This window comes from Xanthobacter variabilis, assembly GCF_043831965.2.
Classification (GTDB): Bacteria; Pseudomonadota; Alphaproteobacteria; order Rhizobiales; family Xanthobacteraceae; genus Xanthobacter.
This window is the reverse complement of record NZ_CM195533.1, coordinates 3,257,892-3,278,128: the sequence shown is the minus strand read 5'-3', so window position 1 is coordinate 3,278,128 and position 20,237 is coordinate 3,257,892. Positions and strand designations below refer to the sequence as shown.

The 20,237-nt window shown below is 67.5% G+C and carries 15 protein-coding genes; 11 read left to right on the top strand and 4 right to left on the bottom strand.

Annotated features, from left to right (window positions below; all coding sequences use genetic code 11):
• Window positions 1–243 precede the first annotated feature (243 nt).
• Both V5F26_RS14295 and V5F26_RS14290 read left to right on the top strand, forming a co-directional pair.
• Complete coding sequence (locus tag V5F26_RS14295; RefSeq protein ID WP_394946244.1) at window positions 244–987, top strand: 16S rRNA (uracil(1498)-N(3))-methyltransferase; 744 nt, start codon at window positions 244–246, stop codon at window positions 985–987.
• Window positions 988–1,261: 274 nt separating this feature from the next.
• On the top strand, window positions 1,262–2,383 hold the full coding sequence (locus tag V5F26_RS14290) for a carboxylate-amine ligase (RefSeq protein WP_394946243.1): 1,122 nt from the start codon (window positions 1,262–1,264) through the stop codon (window positions 2,381–2,383).
• A gap of 111 nt (window positions 2,384–2,494) precedes the next feature.
• Here the strand turns inward: V5F26_RS14290 and V5F26_RS14285 are convergent, their stop codons facing one another.
• The gene (locus tag V5F26_RS14285) at window positions 2,495–3,343 is read right to left on the bottom strand and encodes a fumarylacetoacetate hydrolase family protein (RefSeq protein ID WP_394946242.1); all 849 of its coding nucleotides are present in this window, start codon (window positions 3,341–3,343) and stop codon (window positions 2,495–2,497) included.
• Between the two features lie 566 nt (window positions 3,344–3,909).
• Here V5F26_RS14285 and V5F26_RS14280 point away from each other — a divergent pair.
• The 4 genes from V5F26_RS14280 (at window position 3,910) to V5F26_RS14265 (ending at window position 8,216) form a co-directional block, all read left to right on the top strand.
• Complete coding sequence (locus V5F26_RS14280; protein WP_234050393.1) at window positions 3,910–4,722, top strand: UDP-2,3-diacylglucosamine diphosphatase; 813 nt, start codon at window positions 3,910–3,912, stop codon at window positions 4,720–4,722.
• Complete coding sequence (locus V5F26_RS14275) at window positions 4,722–5,789, top strand: glycosyltransferase family 4 protein (RefSeq protein WP_394056853.1); 1,068 nt, start codon at window positions 4,722–4,724, stop codon at window positions 5,787–5,789. Before V5F26_RS14280 ends, V5F26_RS14275 begins: the two co-directional genes overlap by 1 nt.
• Window positions 5,786–6,769 (top strand): threonine ammonia-lyase, encoded by a 984-nt coding sequence (locus V5F26_RS14270; protein WP_394946241.1) that lies wholly within the window; start codon window positions 5,786–5,788, stop codon window positions 6,767–6,769. Before V5F26_RS14275 ends, V5F26_RS14270 begins: the two co-directional genes overlap by 4 nt.
• Before the next feature lie 190 nt (window positions 6,770–6,959).
• Window positions 6,960–8,216, top strand: a complete 1,257-nt coding sequence (locus V5F26_RS14265; RefSeq protein WP_394946240.1) for an MFS transporter — start codon at window positions 6,960–6,962, stop codon at window positions 8,214–8,216.
• On the opposite strand, the gene dgcA is transcribed toward V5F26_RS14265, so the two are convergent.
• The gene (dgcA, locus tag V5F26_RS14260) at window positions 8,186–9,163 is read right to left on the bottom strand and encodes an N-acetyl-D-Glu racemase DgcA (RefSeq protein WP_394946239.1); all 978 of its coding nucleotides are present in this window, start codon (window positions 9,161–9,163) and stop codon (window positions 8,186–8,188) included. The genes V5F26_RS14265 and dgcA overlap by 31 nt on opposite strands.
• Window positions 9,164–9,477: 314 nt before the next feature.
• Here dgcA and V5F26_RS14255 point away from each other — a divergent pair, with 314 nt between their 5' ends.
• Genes V5F26_RS14255 through V5F26_RS14240 form a run of 4 tightly spaced genes read left to right on the top strand, consistent with a single transcriptional unit; the run spans window position 9,478 to window position 13,053 of the window.
• Window positions 9,478–10,605 carry an MlaE family lipid ABC transporter permease subunit gene (locus V5F26_RS14255; protein ID WP_370640606.1) on the top strand — a complete coding sequence of 376 codons (1,128 nt, stop codon included), beginning with the start codon at window positions 9,478–9,480 and terminating at the stop codon, window positions 10,603–10,605.
• 7 nt (window positions 10,606–10,612) lie between these two features.
• Window positions 10,613–11,422 carry an ABC transporter ATP-binding protein gene (locus V5F26_RS14250; RefSeq protein ID WP_234050389.1) on the top strand — a complete coding sequence of 270 codons (810 nt, stop codon included), beginning with the start codon at window positions 10,613–10,615 and terminating at the stop codon, window positions 11,420–11,422.
• A 57-nt stretch (window positions 11,423–11,479) separates the two neighbouring features.
• On the top strand, window positions 11,480–12,403 hold the full coding sequence (locus V5F26_RS14245; protein ID WP_234050388.1) for an MlaD family protein: 924 nt from the start codon (window positions 11,480–11,482) through the stop codon (window positions 12,401–12,403).
• 8 nt (window positions 12,404–12,411) lie between these two features.
• Window positions 12,412–13,053 (top strand): ABC-type transport auxiliary lipoprotein family protein, encoded by a 642-nt coding sequence (locus tag V5F26_RS14240; RefSeq protein ID WP_234050387.1) that lies wholly within the window; start codon window positions 12,412–12,414, stop codon window positions 13,051–13,053.
• Window positions 13,054–13,965: 912 nt separating this feature from the next.
• On the opposite strand, the gene V5F26_RS14235 is transcribed toward V5F26_RS14240, so the two are convergent.
• Entirely contained in the window at window positions 13,966–14,739 is a 774-nt protein-coding gene (locus tag V5F26_RS14235) for a hypothetical protein (protein ID WP_234050386.1), read from the bottom strand.
• Window positions 14,740–14,874: 135 nt separating this feature from the next.
• Window positions 14,875–19,584, bottom strand: coding sequence for an apolipoprotein A-IV repeat region-like domain-containing protein (locus tag V5F26_RS14230; RefSeq protein ID WP_394056884.1), 4,710 nt, complete (start codon window positions 19,582–19,584; stop codon window positions 14,875–14,877).
• A 293-nt stretch (window positions 19,585–19,877) separates the two neighbouring features.
• Here V5F26_RS14230 and V5F26_RS14225 point away from each other — a divergent pair, with 293 nt between their 5' ends.
• Window positions 19,878–20,198 (top strand): 2Fe-2S iron-sulfur cluster-binding protein, encoded by a 321-nt coding sequence (locus V5F26_RS14225; RefSeq protein ID WP_394946238.1) that lies wholly within the window; start codon window positions 19,878–19,880, stop codon window positions 20,196–20,198.
• The last annotated feature ends 39 nt before the right edge of the window (window positions 20,199–20,237 follow it).

The following is a 20,237-nucleotide window of genomic DNA, read 5'->3' as shown; positions in this document are numbered from 1 at the left end:
ACGTGCCGGTCAGGCGTCGCAGCTTGTTGGAGGGGGCTCCAACGACTGCTGGGATGCACCGCGGGCGGTGCCATCAATAGCCCGTCCGCGGTGCATCAATCCGTTCTGAGCGGCCGGCCTCAAGGGCTGTCGAGCCCCATCCTCGCGCTAACGTTTGTCTGCATCACGGCGTTCGCCGGCGCGCTGCGGCTTGCCATTGCTGCGGGGGCGTGCTGACCCTTCGCGCCAGAAAGGAAAGCCGCGATGCCCGATCACGATTTCAATGCCCAGCGCCTGTGCGTGAGTGACGACCTGTCCGAGGGCGCGCTCGTCGCGCTGGCGCCGGAGCAGGCCCACTATGCGGCGAATGTGATCCGCCTCGCTGTCGGCGCAGACATTTTGCTTTTCAATGGGCGGGATGGGGAGTGGCGAGCGCGCCGCGTCGCCGCCGGAAAGCGCGACGTGAAGCTTGAGGTGCTGGCGCAGACGCGGCCGCAGCCTAGTGCACTCACGGTGGAATATGCCTTCGCGCCGCTGAAGCACGCGCGCCTCGACTACATGATTCAAAAGGCGGTCGAGATGGGTGCGGGCATTTTGAGCCCGGTCGTAACCCGCTACACCCAGGTTTCGCGCGTGAACCTGGAACGGATGACGGCCAACGCCGTTGAGGCTGCGGAGCAGTGCGGGATCCTGACGTTGCCGCAGGTGAGCCCGCCCCGCTCGCTCACCCAATGGCTTGCGGAGCTTCCCGCGGACCGCGTGTTGGCCTTTTGCGACGAAGCGGCGGAGGAAGGCGACCCCGTCGCCGCATTGCGCCGGGCGCCGCCGGGGCCGGTGAGCGTGCTGGTGGGACCGGAAGGCGGATTCGCGCCGGAGGAACGAGCGATGCTGGCCTCCCGCGCGGTCATCCTCTCGCTCGGGCCGCGCATCCTGCGGGCAGATACCGCCGCCGTGGCGGCACTCGCACTGGTGGAGGCCGCGCGGAGTGGTGCGGGGCCGGCGCGCTAGCCGTAGCGTTATGTAGTGTGAGTGCTGGACGCAGCAGGGCTGGCGTGTAATTTAGAAATAATACATCCGTCTTTCTTTTGCGCGCTGCAAGATGGTGCGGGCTAAGGAAATATCCGAACTTCATATTGCATTGCACTCGCCGCGTCGTACCTCATTGCTGCATGCGCGTCCTCTTGCGCCCCATTTTGGACGGATTTTCGGGCAGTCTATCGCCGCTGTTGAGTGTGTGTGCCATTTTGGCTTAGCCTTTCATTATCATCTTTCGGAGGTGGCGATGACGCAGCCCTATCGATTTGGAATCGAGGAGGAGTTCTTCGTTGTCGATGCCGCAACCAAGGCGGTGCAGCGGCGGATGCCGCCGGGCTTCTACGATGCGCTGAAGGAGGAGCTCGGGGCCTCGGTCACGCTGGAGCTGCTGCAATCCCAGATTGAGATTTCCACCCGTCCGGCGACCACCTCTGGCGGCGCGCATGATGAGCTGCGCCATCTGCGCCGGACGGTGGGGGAGGTGGCGGCGCGCCACGGTCTCGGCTTCATCGCCGCCGGCACGCACCCCACCGCCACCTGGGACGGCGCGCGCGCCACCAAGGCGAACCGCTATGACGGCCTGATGAATGACCTGCGGATGCTGGGCGAGCGCAACATGGTGTGTGGCCTGCACGTGCATGTGGAGCTGCCCGATCCGGACGAGCGGGTGGACGTGATGCGCCGGCTGGTGCCGTATGTGCCGCACTTCGTCGCCTTGGCCACCTCGTCGCCGTTCTGGGGCTCCAAGCAAACGGGGCTCATGGGCTATCGCCTGGCCGCCTATGACGAGCTGCCGCGCACCGGCCTGCCGGATATGTTCGAGAACAATGCCGACTATGAGCGGTATGTGGATGCGCTCGTCTCGGCGCGGGCGATTTCGGATTCGAGCTATGTGTGGTGGGCGATCCGCCCTTCGCGCAAGCTTCCGACGCTGGAGCTGCGCGCCCCTGACAGCTGCACGCGCATCGAGGACACGATGGCCATCGTGGCCCTCTATCGTTCGCTGGCGCGCTTCCTGGTGCGCAATCCCCACCACAATCGAGACGTGGGGGCGGTCGACCGGGCCATTGCCGATGAGAACAAGTGGCGGGCCCAGCGCTATGGCGTGCATGGCTCGTTCGTGGATCTCGCGCAGCGGCGCGCGGTTTCCGTGCGCGATGCGGTCGAGGGGCTGGTCAATCTGGTGGCGGAAGATGCGGAGGCGCTCGACTGCCTTGATGCGCTGATGCATGTGCGCACCATCGCCGAGGTGGGCACCAGCGCCGACGTGCAGATTGCCCTTTATCAGGAGGCGCAGCACCGCACCGGCAGCCGTGCCGAGGCCCTCAATGCGGTGAAGAGCTGGCTGGCGGAAGCCACCCTGCAATAGGGTCGATGCCCGGCATTTGTTCGCCGGACCGAGCGAGAGTGCCCGCGCACCCGGCCCCCGAGAGCTCTCGGGGGCTCTTCATTTGGTCGGCGCGCGATCGGCCGGCGGCGATCAGGGCTGGAACGGCACCACGGTTTGCCGCTGCTCGCCCAGCCCGGCCACGCCGAGCGTCACCACGTCCCCGTCCTTCAGGAAGCGGGGCGGCTTCTTGCCCAGGCCAACGCCGGGCGGTGTGCCGGTGGTGATGATGTCACCGGGGTCGAGCACCATGAACTGGCTGAGATAGCTGAGCAGGAACGGCACCCGGAAAATCATGGTGCGGGTCGAGCCGTGCTGCATCCGCTCGCCGTTCACGTCGAGCCACATGGGGAGATCGGAAGTGTCGGTAAGCTCGTCGGCGGTCACCAGCCAGGGGCCCACGGGGCCGAAGCTCTCGCAGCCCTTGCCCTTGGTCCACTGACCCGACCGCTCCATCTGAAAATTGCGCTCCGACACGTCATTGCAGAGGCAGTAGCCGGCGATGTGGGAAAGGGCATCCTTCTCCTCCACATAGCGCGCGCGGGTGCCGATGACGAAGGCGAGCTCAACTTCCCAGTCGAGCTTGGTGGAGCCCTTGGGGATGATGATGTCGTCGTTCGGGCCGCTGAGGCAGTTCGGCGCCTTGTTGAACACCACCGGCTCGGCGGGGATGGGGTTGCCGGTTTCCTCGGCGTGGTCCGCGAAATTGAGGCCGATGGCGATGAAGTTGCCCGGCCGCGGCACGCAGGGACCAAGCCGCACCCCCTCCGGCGCCAGCGGCAGCGTCTCAGCCCCCAGCGCGCCGAGCCGCGCCAGGCTCGCGGGGGAAAGAGCGTCGCCGGCGAGCTCGGAAACATGGCCGGAAAGGTCGCGCACCCGCCCATTGCCGTCGATGAGGCCGGGCTTCTCCGTGCCCTTCGCGCCGAAACGAACCAGTTTCATGCCAGATGCTCCTTTGTGCCCCTACGTGCCCACCTCCGGAGGTCGGCGGGCAGGCACGCTGACCTGTGGCATCGCGCCGGTCAATGGTGCGTGCGGTGCAATATTTTCTCCCGCTCCGACAATATCTTCCGCAAGGGAGCGCGAGGCATCCGCCCGTTCCCAGGCTTAGATGACGTTGCGTAATATCGGAAAGATCCGGGGGAGGGCTGGGCTTCCTGTTCGCATCTGATGGCGGCTGTCCGGGCAGAAAACGGGCCAGTCTCGCTATCGCGTAGTGATTTTCGTCTCGGTGTGGCGTGGAAAGCTCATCGCCTGCAACTAAAGACTATTAGCCGCCTTTCAGCCGCTGCCGGAATACTGGCTCGGCCTTCTGGAACGCGTTGTTTGGAGGCATTCCGCTTCCGTTTTTCGCGCTGGCGTCATAAAAGGGAAGCACGACTCCGGGTAACTGCGTCGAGCACCCGCTCAGCCTGTTCGGTGGCTGACTCAGGGCGTCTTGGCTGGCCCTGGAGGGTGACTCTTGAAGGGGTGGCCATGGTCGGGTTCCAAAGCGTGGAGGTCCTGGCGTGAGCGAGAGTCCGGATGCGCGACGCTATCGCGCCCTGTTTCTTTCAGACATTCACCTGGGCACCAAGGGTTGTCAGGCGGAATTGCTGCTGGATTTCCTGAAGTACCATGATGCCGACGTGATCTATCTGGTCGGTGACATCGTGGACGGCTGGCGCCTGCGCTCGTCGTGGTATTGGCCGCAGAAGCACAATGACGTGGTGCAGAAGCTGCTGCGCAAGGGCCGCAAGGGCACGCGCATTGTCTACCTGCCCGGCAATCATGACGAATTCCTGCGCGACTATTACGGCACCCACTTCGGCGGCATCGACGTGGTGGAAACCGCCATTCACGAGGCGGCCGACGGTAAGCGCTACCTGGTCATTCATGGCGACGTGTTCGACGTGGTGGTGCGCCACGCCAAGTGGCTCGCCTTCATGGGCGACTGGGCTTATTCCACCGCGCTGATGGCCAACACCTATGTGAACCGCGTGCGCCGCAAGCTCGGCCTCACCTATTGGTCGCTCAGCCAGTGGGCCAAGCTGAAGGTGAAGAACGCGGTGAACTACATTGGCAAGTTCGAGGAGGCCGTGGCCGACGAGGCCAAGCGCAACTCGGTGGACGGCGTCATCTGCGGACATATCCACCACGCGGTTATTCACGATCAGTTCGGCGTGCGCTATGTGAACTGCGGCGATTGGGTGGAGAGCTGCACCGCCATCGCCGAGCATGACGACGGCCGCTTGGAGATCATCTGCTGGACACGCAATTTGAAGGCCGCGCCGGACAGCGAGTCGGATCTGGTGGATGGGCAGGCCCGGGCGGCCGCCTGATGCGCGTTCTCGTCGCGACGGATGCCTGGCATCCGCAGATCAATGGCGTCGTGCGCTCGCTGGAGTACACCGCGCGCGAGGCGGAGCACCTGGGGGCGGAGCTGATGTTCCTCTCCCCCCAGGAATTTCGCACCGTTCCCATGCCCACCTACAGCGAAATCCGTCTCGCTCTGGCCACGCCGCGCATGATTATGCGCCGCATCGAGGCCATGCAGCCGGACTTCGTGCACATCGCGACCGAGGGGCCCATTGGCATCCTGGTGCGGCGGGCCTGTATCGCCTCGCGGCGTACGTTCACCACCTCCTATCACACCAAGTTTCCCGAATATCTGGCGGCCCGCGCCCCGGTGCCCGAGCGCTGGACCTATGCGTGGCTGCGCTCATTCCACAATGCGGCCGGCGGCGTCATGGTCTCCACCGCCACGCTGGAGCGGGACCTGGCGGCGCGCGGCTTCAAGCGCCTCATGCGCTGGTCGCGCGGGGTCGATGCGGACCTGTTCCGCCCCCGGCCCGAGGCGACGCTGAACATTCCGCGCCCCGCCTTCCTGTTCGTGGGCCGTGTGGCCGTCGAGAAGAACATCGAGGCCTTTCTCGATCTCGACTTGCCGGGCTCGAAGGTGGTGGTGGGCGGCGGTCCCGCTTTGGAGATGCTTCGGGCGCGCTACCCGGACGTGCATTTCCTGGGCCCCAAGGAGGGGGAGGAGCTGGCGCAGGCCTACGCCGCCTGCGACGTGTTCTGCTTCCCCAGCCGCACCGACACCTTCGGCATCGTGCTGCTGGAGGCGATGGCCAGCGGGCTGCCGGTGGCGGCCTATCCGGTGACCGGTCCGCTGGACGTGCTGGAAGGCGCGACCGAGCAGGTGGGCGTGCTGGACGAGGACCTGCGCACCGCATGCATGAAGGCGCTGGAGCTCTCGCCCGCCGCCGCGCGGCGTTTCGGCGAGCGCTATACGTGGCGCGAAAGTGCTCGGCAGTTCCTCGATAACGTGCTGATCGCGCACGATATCGGCCCCATCGCGCGGCGCTATCGCCTTCGCCTGCGGCGTCGGGTAGCTTCGGAGGCATGAGCACCCCTCTTTCCCTCCCGACCGCCGCCGATGTGGATGCCGCCGCCGCCCGCCTCAGGGGCGTGGCGGTGCGCACGCCCCTCGTGTTTTCCCCCGTCCTCAGCGAGCGGGTCGGCGCGCGCGTGTTTCTGAAGCCCGAAACCCTGCAGCGCACCGGCTCTTTCAAGTTCCGCGGCGCCTATAACCGCATTGCGCAGATCCCGCCGGAGGGTCGGGCCGCCGGGGTGGTGGCGTGCTCTTCCGGGAATCACGCCCAGGGTGTGGCGGCCGCCGCGCAGCTCTTGAACATGCCCGCCGTGATCGTGATGCCCCACGACGCGCCGGCCCTGAAGCGCGAACGCACGCTGGCGCTGGGTGCCGAGGTGGTCGGCTATGATCGCGCCACCGAGGATCGGGACGCCATCGCCCGCGCCATCGCCGCCGAGCGCGGCGCGGTAATGGTGCCGCCCTATGATGATCGCGATGTCATCGCCGGCCAGGGCACCGTGGGGCTGGAGATCATTGAGGACCTCGCCGCGCAGGGTCTGAAGCCGGACCTGGTTGCCGCCAACACTTCCGGCGGCGGGCTCATCGCGGGCATCGCCCTGGCGGTGAAGTCACGCGCCGCCGCCGCGCGGGTGGTGGCCTGCGAGCCGGCTGGGTTCGACGACCATGCCCGCTCCTTCCGCTCAGGGGGGCGCGAGCGCAATGCCGCCCCCACCGGCTCCTTCTGCGATGCGCTCCTGGCGCCGACGCCGGGCGAGATCACCTTTGCCATCAGCCGTGAGCTGGTCGGCGAGGCGGCGTCCGCCGACGATGAGGAGGTTGCCCGCGCGGTCGCCTATGCCTTCACGGAGCTGAAGCTGGTGGTGGAGCCGGGCGGTGCCGTGGCCCTGGCCGCGCTGCTGGAGGGGCGCCTGCGCGCGGAAGGAACCATCGTCATCGTTCTGTCCGGCGGCAATGTGGATGCGGACACCTATCTGCGGTGTCTGAGGGGGTAGCGCCAGCCGCAAAACCCTCCCGGCGTTCCGCTTCTCAAAGGGCAGGATGCCGCGCAGCGCTTCCCGCAGGCGTTCGCTTGTGAAAGGCGCATCAAGCGTCGTCGCTTCGCGCGTTTTCCTTCATCGGCCGATCGCCGTTGCGCGCGGGGACCGCCTTGCTCCATCAGCCCGGCGCGATGCCGGGCACATCGTGAATAGCCGCACCCCCATGTCCTCCCGCGCGCCAAAGATCGAACCGGACAGCGTCCCTCCTCGCGAGGCGGGCGCGGGGGAGGCCCATAAGCCGCGCATTGATCTGAAGGTCGCCCTCGCGGCGGCCTTCGCCACTTTCTATCTGCCGCTGGGCATTCAGATGCCCTATCTGCCGCTATGGCTTCAGCACCGCGGTCTGGACCCGCAGGAAATCGGCATCGCCATTGCCGTGCCACTGGTGACGCGCCTGTTCGCCACGCCGGTCCTGGGTTTCCTGTCCGATCGTATGGGGAGGCCACGGGCGGTGCTGACCACGCTCGCCCTCATGACCACGCTGACCACTGGCCTGCTGGCGCTGTGCGTGGATCCGTTGACCATCTTCATTGTAGCGGGGCTTATTGCCATCAGCTGGAATCCGAGCTTCGCGCTCTTGGATTCCTATGCCTCGCGCCAGGCCCGGGCGGGGCGGGTGGATTATGGCCGGTCGCGGCAGTGGGGCTCGGGGGCGTTCCTGGTTGCGAACGTGCTCGGGGGCGTCGTCATCACGGCCACCGGGGCGGGGTCGGTGGTGTTGTGGATCGTGCTCGGGCACCTCTGCTATCTGCTGGTGTCCCTGACCCTGCCCGAATTGCCGCCGCCGCCGCGCCCCGCGCACCACGAACAGGGGCGCGAGCGGGTGCCGCTGGTGCTGGCGCTGGGCGTCGTGGCCGTGGCCCTGGTTCAGGCGAGCCACGCGTTGCTCTATGCATTCGCCTCCGTGCATTGGCGGGCGGAGGGCTGGTCGCTCACCACCATCGGCCTGCTGTGGGCCACGGGGGTGGCGGCGGAAATCGTCCTGTTCCGCTTCGGCACGCGGCTCATGGGCCGGTTTGGGCCGTTCCAGCTCATCGTCCTGGGCGGGTTCGCGGCCTTGCTGCGGTTCGGCGTCATGGCGTTCGATCCGCCCCTGGCGCTGTTGTTCCCGCTGCAGCTGCTGCATGGCTTCACATTTGGCGCCACCTATCTCGGCATGGTGGAGATGGTGGCGCGCGGCGTCAGCGCGCACCGCTCGGGCTCGGGCCAGTCGCTGGCGGCGTGGACGGTGAACATCTTCATGTCGGCGGCGACGGTCGCCTCCGGCCCCCTTTGGGTGGCGATGGGCGCGAAGGCGTTCGCGGTTTCCGCAGGGCTCGGCCTGCTGGGAGCCGTGCTTGCCCTGGCTCTTCGCCGCCGGGTGGGCTGGCCTCAGCCCCATAGCTCCGGCGTGGGCGGATAAACGGTGGCGCCATCATAATGAAGGCCCGGCACCCGGTCGCGCGCCAGCAGAAGCGGCCCGTCCAGGTCCACCACCTGCGCGCGCTGGGCCACCAGCAGGGCCGGGGCCATGGCGAGGGAGCTGGCCAGCATGCAGCCCACCATCAGCTTGAAGCCCAGGCGCTCCGCCTCTTCCGCCAAAGCCAGCGCCTCGGTGAGGCCGCCGGTCTTGTCGAGCTTGATGTTGACGGCATCATAGCGCCCGCGCAGCGCCGCCAGGCCCGCCCGATCATGAACGCTCTCGTCGGCGCAGATGGGGACCGTGTGGGGCAGCCGCGCCAGCGCCTCGTCGGCGGCAGCGGGCAGGGGCTGCTCCACCAGCTCGACGCCCACATCCGCGCACGCCTGGAGCAGCCCCGGCAGGGTATTTTCATCCCAGCCCTCATTGGCATCGACGATGAGGCGGGCCCGCGGCGCGGCGGCGCGCACCGCCGCGAGCCGCTCGGGATCACCCGGCGCACCCAGCTTCAGCTTCAGAAGTGGGCGGTTGGCATGGGCTGCAGCTTGGGCCATCTCGGCTGGGGCGGCGAGGCTCAAGGTGAATGCGGTCTCGAGCGGGCGCGGGGCCGGCACGCCCGCGAGACTAGCGGCGGGGATGCCCTTCAATTTTGCCTCCAGGTCCCAAAAGGCGCAGTCGAGCGCATTGCGCGCCGCGCCGGCGGGCAAGCGCGCCTGAAGCCCCGCGCGATCCAGTCCGGCGGCGATCTCCGGCGCAAGGCTTTCCACCAGCGCGCGGACACCGTCAACGGTTTCATAGTACCGCGCATAGGGCACGCACTCGCCACGCCCGCGGGCACCATCCGTATCGATCTCAGCCACCACCACGACCGCCTCGGTCTTGGAGCCGCGGGCGATGGTGAAGGTGCCATGGATGGGAAAACGTTCAACGCTCACGGTCAGGCGGGGCATGGCGGGTCCGGTTGCTGCAAGGTGTGCCTGAAATGCCGACACGGCCGAAAATCGGCTTGGGGAATGGCGCGAAGGGCAGCGGCATCGAAGGGCGATGTGGTAAGGAAGGCCGGCAGCTGAGGCGCATAAGCGGAATCGTAGTGCGATTCGGCTGTGCGTGCCGCTGGCAAAATGACGTGGAAGCCGGGGCCTCCCGGTGGCCTGTTGCGGGCGTCCGCTGCAAGAAGGCGGGTTCAAGAGCAGGAGAATGCGTCCACGGGGGTGATGCATTCCACCCGCCCCTGAAGAGACAACCGGGTCCTGGAGAGGTCGCGTTGCCCCATACCTCGTTGATTTCCGTGCATACCCAGGACGATCGCCTGACCGTGGCGGGACGGGGTGCGTGGACGTCCGAGCATGCGAACGAGCTGGAAACCGCCGTGGGCGACGCGGTTGCCACCTACCCCTCACCCAAGGGGGTTGATTTCGACCTCGCTGGCGTCGAGCGCATGGACACCTTCGGCGCGCTGCTGTTCGAGCGGCTGCGCCGGGCCTGGGACGAGAAGGGCATCGCAACCAGCATCCAGGGCCTCGCGCCGCGCTACAAGATCCTGCTGGAGGAGATGGCCCGCGCCGGCCGCGACCAGCGCCCGGCCCCCCGCCGGCAGGAAGCCGTTCTGGAGCGGGTCGGCCACGAGGTGGTGAACACCGGCGCCGACGCCTTGGCGCTCCTCAATTTCATCGGCGCCACCATCGCCGCCATGCTGCGGGTGCTGGCAAAGCCCCGCACCTTCCGCTTCACCGCCATGGTGAACCAGCTCGATCGGGTCGGCTTCCGGGCCGTGCCGATCATCATGCTCATCACCTTCCTCATCGGCTGCATCCTGGCGCAACAGGGCATCTTCAATTTCCGGCGCTTCGGCGCGGAAATCTATGTGGTCGACATGGTGGGCGTGCTGGTGCTGCGCGAACTGGGCGTGCTCATCGTCGCCATCATGATCGCCGGCCGCTCCGGCAGCGCCTATACCGCCGAGCTTGGTTCCATGCGCATGCGCGAGGAGATGGATGCCCTGCGCGTGATGGGCTTTGACCCCATCGAGGTGCTGGTGGTGCCGCGCATCATGGCGCTGGTCATCGCCTTGCCGCTGCTCACCTTCATCGGCTCCATGGCGGCCATCTTCGGGGCCGGGCTGGTGTCGTGGGGCTATGGCGGCATCACGCCGGAAATCTTCATGCAGCGGCTGAAGAGCGCCATCGACCTCGACCAGTTCAATGTCGGCATGATCAAGGCGCCATTCATGGCCGCCACCATCGGCATCGTCGCGTGCCTGGAAGGCATGCGCGTGGGTGGCAGCGCGGAATCCCTCGGCGCGCACACCACCGCATCCGTGGTGAAGGCGATCTTCCTTGTGATCGTGATGGACGGCGTGTTCGCCATGTTCTTCGCCGCGATCAATATGTGAGGCGGGGATGGATACGCAGCCCACTCCCGCCGCAGCCCCCCTCGCCAATGGCAAGGAGGCCATCATCAAGGTCCGCGACATCGTCGTGGGCTTCGGCGATCGCATCATTCTCAACCATCTGGATCTCGACGTGTACCGCGGCGAGATCCTCGGCTTCGTCGGCACCTCCGGTGGCGGCAAGTCGGTGCTCACCCGCACCATCCTCGGCCTGGTGCCCAAGCGCTCCGGCATGGTGGAGGTGTTCGGAGAGAACCTGGACGACCTCAACGAGAGCCAGCGCTCCGCCGTGGAGCGGCGCTGGGGCGTGCTGTTTCAGCAGGGCGCGCTGTTCTCGTCGCTCACGGTCAAGCAGAACATCCAGTTTCCGCTGCGGGAAAATCTGAAGCTCTCCCAGCGCCTGATGGACGATATTGCCTTCGCGAAGATCGAAATGGTGGGCCTGAAGCCGGATGTGGCGGAAAAGCTGCCCTCGGAGCTTTCCGGCGGCATGATCAAGCGCGCGGCGCTGGCGCGCTCGCTGGCGCTCGATCCGGAAATCCTGTTTCTGGACGAGCCCACATCGGGCCTTGATCCCATTGGCGCGGGCGATTTCGACGAGCTTATCCGCACACTGCAGCAAACTTTGGGACTTACCGTTTTCATGGTAACGCACGATCTGGATAGTCTGCACTCGGTCTGCGATCGCATCGCGGCCCTGGCAGAGGGGAAAGTGATCGCGCAGGGCACAATCGAAACCATGATGCAGGCGACGCATCCGTGGCTGCGGGCCTATTTTCACGGCTCGCGGGCGCGGGCGGTGCAGCGGGGACGTGGCTGATCTCGGCGCCAGGCGGCGGGCGAGCAAGGTCGGGGGCAGGGCAACCGAGAGCAAGGCATGGAAACACGGGCCAATTACACCATCATCGGAGCCTTCACGCTCGCCGTCATCGTGGCGGCGTTCGGCTTCGTGTACTGGTTCGCCGGGCCACAGGATTCCAGTGCCCGCAAGGTTTACGAGATCGTCTTCGATAATTCCGTCGCGGGCCTGCGGCAGGGCAATGCGGTGCTGTTCAACGGCATCCCGGTGGGTCAGGTGCAAAGCCTGCACTTGGTGCCCGACCAGCCGGGGCAGGTGCTGGTGCGCGTGAGCGTCGACAAGACCGTGCCGGTGCTGTCCGATGCGCGGGCCGGGCTGGAATCCCAGGGCATCACAGGCATCGTGGCCGTGGGCATCCGTGGCGGCAAGCCCGATGCGCCGCCTTTGCCCATCGGACCCGACGGCTATCCGCGCATCCCGGCGGACGGGGGTTCGGGCATTTCCGGCCTCGTGAACTCCGCGCAGGGCGTGGCCCGCAAGATCGAAGTGGTGCTCCAGGCCATCAATCCCGATGAGATCGCCTCCATCATCAAGAATGTGGATGTGTTTTCCAAGGCCGTGGCCGACCGTTCCAATGATGTCGGGGTGCTGATCGACCAGTCCAAGGCCCTGGTGACGCAGTTGAACGACGTCGCCACGAAGGCGGATGCCGTGGTGGCGAACCTGAAGAGCGCGACCGAGGACAAGAACGGCCTGCTGGCCCAGGCCACGGACGCCGCCTCTTCGGTGCGGCAGCTGGCGGATAATCTGGACCAGCGCACGGCTCTCCTGACCAGCGAGATCAGCCGCTTCACCGGCCCCGGCCTGCGCCAGTACGAGGCGCTCGCCGTGGACGGGCGCAGGACGCTTTCCGAGATCGAGCGCGTTCTGCGGAGCATCGAGCGCAATCCGCAGCAATTCATAACGGGCGGGGGCACTTCGGTGCCGACCTATAGGCGATGAGCAGGGCCATGACCGACGCGCGCGGGAACAGTTTCGCTTTTCTGAGCCGCCTTTTTGGGGGGCGCGGAAGGGCCTGGACCGCACAAGCGGGGGCGCTGGCGCTCGCGCTGCTGGTGTCCGCCTGTGGCTCGACGCCGACCCCCACCTTCAACCTTTCCGCGCCGCAGGGCTTCTCCGCCGGCGGCAGCGGCAACAGCCAGCTGGTGGTGGCCGCGCCCTACGCGCTCGCAGCGCTCAACACCGACAAGATCTTCGTGGAGCCCAGCCCGGGGCAGATCGCCTATCTCGGCGACGCCCAATGGGGCGACAATCTGCCCTCCCTGCTGCAGGCGCGCATCATCCAGGCCTTCGAGAATGGCAGCAAGCTGAAGCGCGTGGCGCGCCCCGGCGAGGGCGTGGTCGCGGAGTATCAGCTCACCACTGAAATCCGGGTGTTTGGTCTGCGCATCACGCCGGAGGGGCCGGTGGCCGTGGTTGAGCTGTCGGCGAAGCTGATCGGCAATCAGAGCGGACGCATTCTGGCGGCTCAGGTGTTCAAGGGGCAGGCGCGGGCCGCCGACTCCTCCGGTCCCGCTGCCACCGCCGCGCTGGATGAAGCCTCCAACCAGGTGCTGACCGCACTCGTGCGCTGGGCTTCCGGGAAGATGTGAGAGGCTCGAATCGCCTTCGGGAGATGGGCGGTGCTGCGGTCCCTCGCGCTGAGGTGAGTGGATCGCGCTCGTGTATGGCCTTGGAAGGAGCCCCGTTTTGGCGGCCTTCCGCCTTTTGAGGCGACGGCGGCCTGAATTGGCTTGGAAGTTTCCCGGCTACGGGAGCGGTGTGGCGAAAACGCTCAACACCGCGCGGTCAGCAAAGCTCCGATCACGTGCGAAACTGCTGTCGGGTGCCGTGAGCGGCGGCAGAGACCCGTTCCCGGAGGAGTCCGCCGTCTCATCCTCAGCGCGAAAGCTCCTTGGAGTGGGGACGGCATCTTCCGATGCATGGCCGAGATATCGACGCGCGATGCGAGGGTGCTTTACGGAACGGGCGGCTTCATGCGGGAGCCCCCGGAGCGCCTTGACTCGGCTGCGCACTCACCGGCTCCACGAGGGGATGAGCGTTCCACACGCTATGTCTTTAAGGGGGCTGCGCGGAGGTTTTTGCTCCGATCTTCCCTGGTCAAGAAATCGCAGGACCCGAGAAGCCACAAGGCCGAGGACGCGCGGCCTCCAAGGCGATCTTTCCCCTGACGGAGAAAAAAGCACGCACAGGCGGACTCAGCGCGGGCCGGCAGTCCCTGCGCGCGCCCGCGAGAGAGGGAGCTGAAGGCGGAAGGGCAGGCGAGGCTGCACCTGCCGGACGGCTTTTTTTGCCGGGCGACATAAAGCCGATGACGGGCCGAGCGGCCCCGGTCCCACTCGGACAGAAGGAAATCCAGCCACTGGCGGCAGAAGGCTGCCCTCGGCGCCGGGTGTCACACGGCAGGCCGTGCGGCCCGAAAACAGAAGGCCCCGCTGGAGCCAGCTCCGGCGGGGCCTCTGGAAAAGGAAGGCGCGTTGGCGCCCCTGGTAAGGGCAGGCGGATCAGATGCCGACCTTGTTCAGCTCACCATAGACCTCGTCGGCCCAGGTGCGCAGATCCATCAGGCCCGCATAGGCCGACCAGATCTCGATGCCGAACTTTTCCGCCAGCTCGTTCTCGGTGGAGGCGAGGGCCTCTTCAACGGGCGTGTAGGTGCGCTCCAGATGCGGCCACAGCTCGGAGGTGCAGCGGGGCATCTCGATGAAGTGGAGATTGCGGCCCGCGCCGGCCTTCTCGATGCGTGCAAAGGCCTGGCTGTCGAAGGTGCCGCCCACCGCATTGCGCACCACGATGATGTTGGAGACGGGAAGGGCCCCGCCCAGCACGACGTCCTCGATGAGGGTCGCGACATTGTCGATGGAGTGCGATTCCGGCTTGGTGATCACCAGCAGGTCGATTTCCGGCGAATTGCGCTGCTGCATGATGTGTGCAACCCGGCGGTGATGCGCCCACTGCACCAGCTGCGGCACCACGTTGGCGCCGAGGTCCAGCACCGCGCCGCCGGTGAGCAGCAGGCCGCCGAAGCGATCCCAATAGCGCAAAGGCGCATTGGCGTCATTCTCGGTCTTGGAGGAGGCGAGGGAGGAGCCGATGCCCAGCTCGAGCACCTTGGTGGGGAAGAACTTGCCGATCTTGGAATGGCCGGTGCCGTCGGTGAAGTCCGCGGCCACGAGCTTGTAGGTCAGCTCGCGCTTGGTGAGGGCGGAATACACCATCTGAGCAAGGGTGGTCTTGCCCTGGCCGCCGGCATAAGCGGCACAAATATAGGTCTTCATGAGTGGAAGGCTCCCTGGCAGGCCTGTGCGGAATTCGCCTGGATGGGCCGGCGGCCAAGTGCACCGAAGGCCCGCTGCAAGTTCTACTCAGTGCCACCCGGCGGGCAGGATTGCCGCCGGGCAGCGGAGGGGGCCTCAATCGAGGCGCCCGGCCACATGGGCGAGCAGGGTATAAACCTTGCCCGTGTCAGAGGTGAGATAGGTGCGGGTCAGCGTCTCGCCCTGCTCACCGGCGGCCACCTGCTCCAGCAGCCGGTCGAATTCGGAGATGTAACGATCCACCTCCCCGTGGAAGGCGGCGTCATCGTGGTAACGCCGGCGCAGGGCCTCGAAGGTGCTGAGACCCTGGAGGGTGTAGATGCGGCGGGTGAAGGCGCCGTTCTGTCCCTTCAGCTTGCGATCCCAGCAGTCGGCGAGCGCGGTGCCATCCACCAGGCGGCCGATGTCGGCGGTCAGCGCGTCCAGCGTCTCGGGAACCTGGCGGGCGGCGGGGCGGGGCGCCGGCCGGCGCGGCGGCACCAGGCTTTCCGCACGGCGGCGGGGCGCCGCCTCCTGCTTGAGATCGTCGGAGGCGACGGCCAACAGCTCGCTCAGCAGATCCTCGTGACTTGCCGTGTCGGCGGCGAGCACCGCAGGCTGCGTCTCCACTTCGGGAGCCGCGGGCGCGGCCACCGGCGCGGCGGCGATGGGAGCGCTCTCGATTTCCGCTGCGCGCGGCGCGGGGGCCGGGCGTCGGGGTTCGGCCGGGGTGGCCAGCTCGCGAGCCACCGAGGCGCGGGCGATGTCCTGCGCCGCGGCGCGGGCGCCGGCTTCCACCACGTCGAAGGACTGGCCCTGGCGGGCGACGATCTCGTTCAGCTCCGCCAGCGCCTTGATCTGCTCGGCCACCGCGCGCCGCATGGTAGCGGCGCTGGCCTCGGTTTCCACCGGCAGGTCGAGAATGCCGCGCTTCATCTCGGCGCGGGCAAGCTCGATGGCCTGCTGCACGTCCTCGGTGGTGCGCTTCAGCTCGCGGGCGGCTTCGGTGAACTGGGCACCGGTCTCGCCGAACATGCGGTGCACGTCCTGCAGGGCGGCCTCGTAGGTCTGCCGCAGGGCGGCGGCCACCCGCTCGCGCTCCTGGTCGGCGGCGCCGCGCATGAGCTCGAACTGGGTTTCGATGACCTTGGTTGAACCGGAGGTGGCTTCGGCGACCACGCCGGCAATCTCCCGGGCGCGGCCCTGGGCGGCCTTGAAGGCATCCTCGAGCATGGCGTGGAAGTGCTGCATGCGGCCGTCCATGTCGGCCACGCGGGTGCTCATGGCGCCCGTCAGCTCCTCCAGGGCGGCGCGGCGGGCATTGAGGGTGGCCTCAACGCGCTCCTCGGTGGTGCCCAGGGCCTGCGAGGCGTCGGACAGGGCGCGGCTCTGCTGCTCCAGGCGGTCGGTGAGGGTGGTGATTTCCGACAGGGTGGTGCCGGAGAAGCCCTTCAGCGCCTTGATCTGGGCGTCGAAGCGCTCGGCCGTGGCGCCGGCGGTCTCGCCGATGGTGCTGACGGTGGCGCTGAAGTCTTCCACCTGGCGCGCGAAGGTGCCGGAGAAGTCGCCAAGATTGCTCACGGCGCTGGCCATGGCGCTCTGGAACGTGGAGTTGGCATCGCCCAGGCGCTCGATGATGGCCTGAACGTCGCCCTTCAGCGAGGTATTGGTGGCCGTGATCTCCGAGACCGCCCGCTGGCTGGTGCGCTCCAGGGCCACCAGGAAGGCGCCGTTCTTGTCGTCCATGAGATGGGCGATTTCGTTGAGGCGGGTGCCGAGCGCGTCGGCGACCTTCTCGGCATGGCCGGTGAGGGCCTGGCCCACATTGAGCGACAGGGCCGTGAGCGAACGCTCAACCTCGGTGGCGTTGGCGCGCAGCGTGCCGGAGACCGCTTCCACGCGGCCGGTAAGGCTGTCTGCGATGGCGCCACTGCGGGCTTCCAGATCGGAGGCGACCCCGTCCAGCCGGCCGAGCACAAGCTCCTCGATCCGGTGCACGCGGCCGTCCAGCAGGTTGGCGATTTCCTGGGCCCGGGTGCCGAGGGCGCGATGCACCACCTCGGCACGCTCCATGAGCACTTCGCCCAGGGCCTTGTTGCGGCTGGTGAAGAAGCCGTCGAGGGTCTCCACCGACTTGTCGAGGGCGGCGGTGGCGCTGGCCGTGCCATCGGCCAGGGTGCGGGCCAGATTGACGGTGCGGCTCGCCAGGGTCTCGGTCAGGCTCTGGGCGCGCTGGTCCAGGGTCTGCTCGATGCGGGCGATGCGCTGATCCAGCGTGCCGGCCACGTTGGAGGTGGTGGAGGCGAGGCGCTCGTCGAGATTGTCCACCGCGAGGCGGAGATTCTCATTCACCTCGTTCACCCGCAGGTTGATCTGGTCGATCAGCTCGGGAGCCTGCACCTTCACGGTGTTGTCGAAGGCCTTCACGCCGTCATTGACCGCGCGGGCGAAGGTGGTGCCATCGTGGTGCAGGCGCTCGGCCAGCTCGGCACCCTGCACGGAGAAGGCCTCGTCGATGGCCTTGAGGCGGGTGTTGAGCATGTCCTTGATGGCGTCGCCCTTGGTGCCGATGCTGGCAACCAGGGTGTCGGCGGTCTCGCGGAAGGCCTCGGTGACCTTGCTGCCGCGCGCGCCGATGGCCTTGGTGACCTGGTTGCCGGCCACGGAGAGCCGGTCGGTGATGTCCGAGGTGGCGGCGGTGAGGGAGGTGGCGATCTCCTCGCCCTTGTCGGCGAGGGTGGCGCTGACCTGGGCCGCGGCGCGGTCGAGCGAGGCGGCGATGCGCTCGCTGGTTTCCGCCAGACGCTGGGGCAGGGCCTCGCCGCGCACGGCGATGGCGTCCACGATGCGGTCGCTGCTGGCCTCGATGCGGTCGGCAAGGTCGGCGCCCTGGCGGGCCACCGTATCGCTGATGATCTCGCCGCTCTTCTCAAGCTGCTGCACGAGGGTCGAGCCGCGCGTGTCGAAGTCGGAGATGGCGGCCTCGGCGGTGGCGCGGAAGGCGTCGGAGACGATGCCGATGCGGTCGGTCAGTTCGGCGCCGCGGCTCTCCATGGTCTCGCGCAGGGCGTCGCCGCTCTTCTCGAGCTGCTGCACCAGGGTCGTGCCGCGGGTCCCAAAGTCCGAGATGGCGGCTTCGGCCGTGGCGCGGAAGGTGTCGGAGGCGATGCCGATGCGGTCGGTGAACTCGGCACCGCGGCTGTCCATGGTTTCGCGCAGGGTGTCGCCGCTCTTCTCGAGCTGCTGCACCAGCGTCTCGCCACGGGTGCCGAAATCCGCGATGGCGGCTTCGGCCGTGCTGCGGAAGGCGTCGGCGGCGTCGGCGATGCGGTCGGTGAACTCGGCGCCACGGTTGCCCATGGTCTCGCCGATGGCCTCGCCGGTCTTTTCGAGATGGGCGACCAGCTCGGTGCCGCGGGTGCCGAAGTCGGCGACGATGGACTCGGTGGCGGCGCGGATGGCGTCGCTTGCGGCCGCGATGCGGGCGGCGATCTCGGCGGTGAGGTTGCCGCCGTTCTCGGCCAGGGTGTCGTCGATATTCTTCTTCAGCCGGTCGATGTTGACGTTGACGTCCTCGCCCCAGCGATCGATCAGCACCGCCACGTCCGAGGTGGTGGACAGAAGGTTGGTGGCCAGATCGTCGGTGCGCGACTTCAGGGTCTGCACCAGGGTATCGGCGGAGTTGGAGAGGTCCTCGCGGATCTCGGCGCCGGTCACCTGCAGGCGGTCGATCAGCTCGGTGCCCTTGGCGGTGAGGCCGTCGATCATGGAGTCGCCCACGCGGGCGAGGGCGGAGGTGATGTGCTCACCCTTCTCGCCCAGGATCTCGGTGACGCGCTCGCTGGCGATGAGCATGGTCTCGTGGATGCGCGCGGAGGAGTCGCGCACCTCGTTGGAGAGCACGGTCTCGGCCCCGGCGATGCCCTCGCGCAGGCGCTCGGTTTCCAGCTGGATGTTGTGGCGTTCGGCCTGCAGCTCGTCGATCAGGGTGCGGATGCGGACTTCATTGTCCTCATAGGCGCGCTCCAGCAGCGAAACCTCGGTGCGCACCATGGCTTCCAGCTCGCCCGCGCGGGCCACCGCGCGGTCCAGGCCGTCACCCATGGCGGCGACTTCGCGGCGCACGGCCTGGCCCACATTCACCACCGTGTCGGTGGCGAGGGCTTCGGGCTCGGCAAGGCGCATCGCCACCTCGGTCATGGACCGGGCGATGCCCTGGAGCTCCTGGGAACGGCGGATCAGCACCGCCATGCCGAAGAAGGCGAAGGGCGGAACGAGGATGGAGGCGAACACGCCCAGCAGGGCCGGGGAGCTGGCCAGGGACTGGAGCCCCTCGGAATTCGCCATCAGGCCGCGATGATAGGTGTAAGCGAGGGCGACGCCCACGGCCACCCAGGCCAGCGAGATGGCCGCGGCCCACCAGTACGGCGCGCTCGAGGGCGGCCGGCGCAGCTGGTTCACCATCTGGCCGACGCCCTGGCGGTCATCATTGGCGGCGCGCCGCTCGCCGGCGCGGCGGGCACCTTCGCGACGGCTCTCGGTCGCGCCATCCGTGCCGCGCGGGGCGCGGCGGCCGATGGGGCGGGCGCCCGGAGTGGGAAGGGGTCGATCGGGCGGCGGAACGGGGCGTTCCGCGATGGGGGAGGGCTCCGCGCCGGTCGCCTCGTCCAGCTCGGGCTCGACGGGCAGCGTGGGTTCGGGCGCCGCGGCCTGGGCTTCCTTTGCCTCCTGCGCCTGCTGGGCGTTGTCCAGCTCCAGCGTCAGGGCCTCCTGAATCGCCGAGAGGGCGACCTCGGTCGGATCCTGGACTTTCATCGGAGTCTTCATGTCGCCGTCGCCTTTGCCATCGGAGCAACACCCGGCAGGTGCTGCCGGCTCGCCGAAACCTTCGCCCCTGCGAGGCCGAGGCCGCCGCCGGCCACGCACTCAGGGCAATGGTTTACTCTTCCTTATCCTATCCAGGGATGCGAAGGCTTTGAACCGGTCGTGGCGCGAGAATGAAGATATCGTTAATTCGCTTCGCGCTTCAGCCCTGGCCTCAGCGGGATGTTGGAGCTATAGGGCGCAGCAGCCCCTCCCTGGAGGGCCTCCAATCCATCCGGCGCGGTTACGGCAGATCTATGGTCGCGATCACTTTCATTGAATTCAACGGAACCTCCCACCAGGTGGATGCCCCGGAAGGGGCCACCGCCATGGAAGGCGCCGTGCGCAACGGCGTGCCCGGCATCGTTGCCGAATGCGGCGGCGCCTGTGCCTGCGCCACCTGCCACGTCTACGTGGAGGACGCGTGGAGGGAAAAGGTGGGCGAGCCTTCCGAAATGGAAGAGGGCATGCTCGATTTTGCGAGCGACGTGCAGCCGAATTCCCGGCTCTCCTGCCAGATCAAGCTGACGGCGGAGCTCGACGGCCTGGTGCTGCGCCTGCCCGAGAGCCAGGGCTGAGCAGCCCCCCGGCGGCAGGGGCGCTCATGTTTCCTTTAC

Coding starts and splice junctions, on each gene's coding strand:
- V5F26_RS14295 (WP_394946244.1), top strand. CDS start 244: ATGCCCGATCACGATTTCAATGCCCAGCGCCTGTGCGTGAGTGACGAC.
- V5F26_RS14290 (WP_394946243.1), top strand. CDS start 1,262: ATGACGCAGCCCTATCGATTTGGAATCGAGGAGGAGTTCTTCGTTGTC.
- V5F26_RS14285 (WP_394946242.1), bottom strand. CDS start 3,343: ATGAAACTGGTTCGTTTCGGCGCGAAGGGCACGGAGAAGCCCGGCCTC.
- V5F26_RS14275 (WP_394056853.1), top strand. CDS start 4,722: ATGCGCGTTCTCGTCGCGACGGATGCCTGGCATCCGCAGATCAATGGC.
- V5F26_RS14270 (WP_394946241.1), top strand. CDS start 5,786: ATGAGCACCCCTCTTTCCCTCCCGACCGCCGCCGATGTGGATGCCGCC.
- dgcA (WP_394946239.1), bottom strand. CDS start 9,163: ATGCCCCGCCTGACCGTGAGCGTTGAACGTTTTCCCATCCATGGCACC.
- V5F26_RS14250 (WP_234050389.1), top strand. CDS start 10,613: ATGGATACGCAGCCCACTCCCGCCGCAGCCCCCCTCGCCAATGGCAAG.
- V5F26_RS14245 (WP_234050388.1), top strand. CDS start 11,480: ATGGAAACACGGGCCAATTACACCATCATCGGAGCCTTCACGCTCGCC.
- V5F26_RS14240 (WP_234050387.1), top strand. CDS start 12,412: ATGACCGACGCGCGCGGGAACAGTTTCGCTTTTCTGAGCCGCCTTTTT.
- V5F26_RS14235 (WP_234050386.1), bottom strand. CDS start 14,739: ATGAAGACCTATATTTGTGCCGCTTATGCCGGCGGCCAGGGCAAGACC.
- V5F26_RS14230 (WP_394056884.1), bottom strand. CDS start 19,584: ATGAAGACTCCGATGAAAGTCCAGGATCCGACCGAGGTCGCCCTCTCG.
- V5F26_RS14225 (WP_394946238.1), top strand. CDS start 19,878: ATGGTCGCGATCACTTTCATTGAATTCAACGGAACCTCCCACCAGGTG.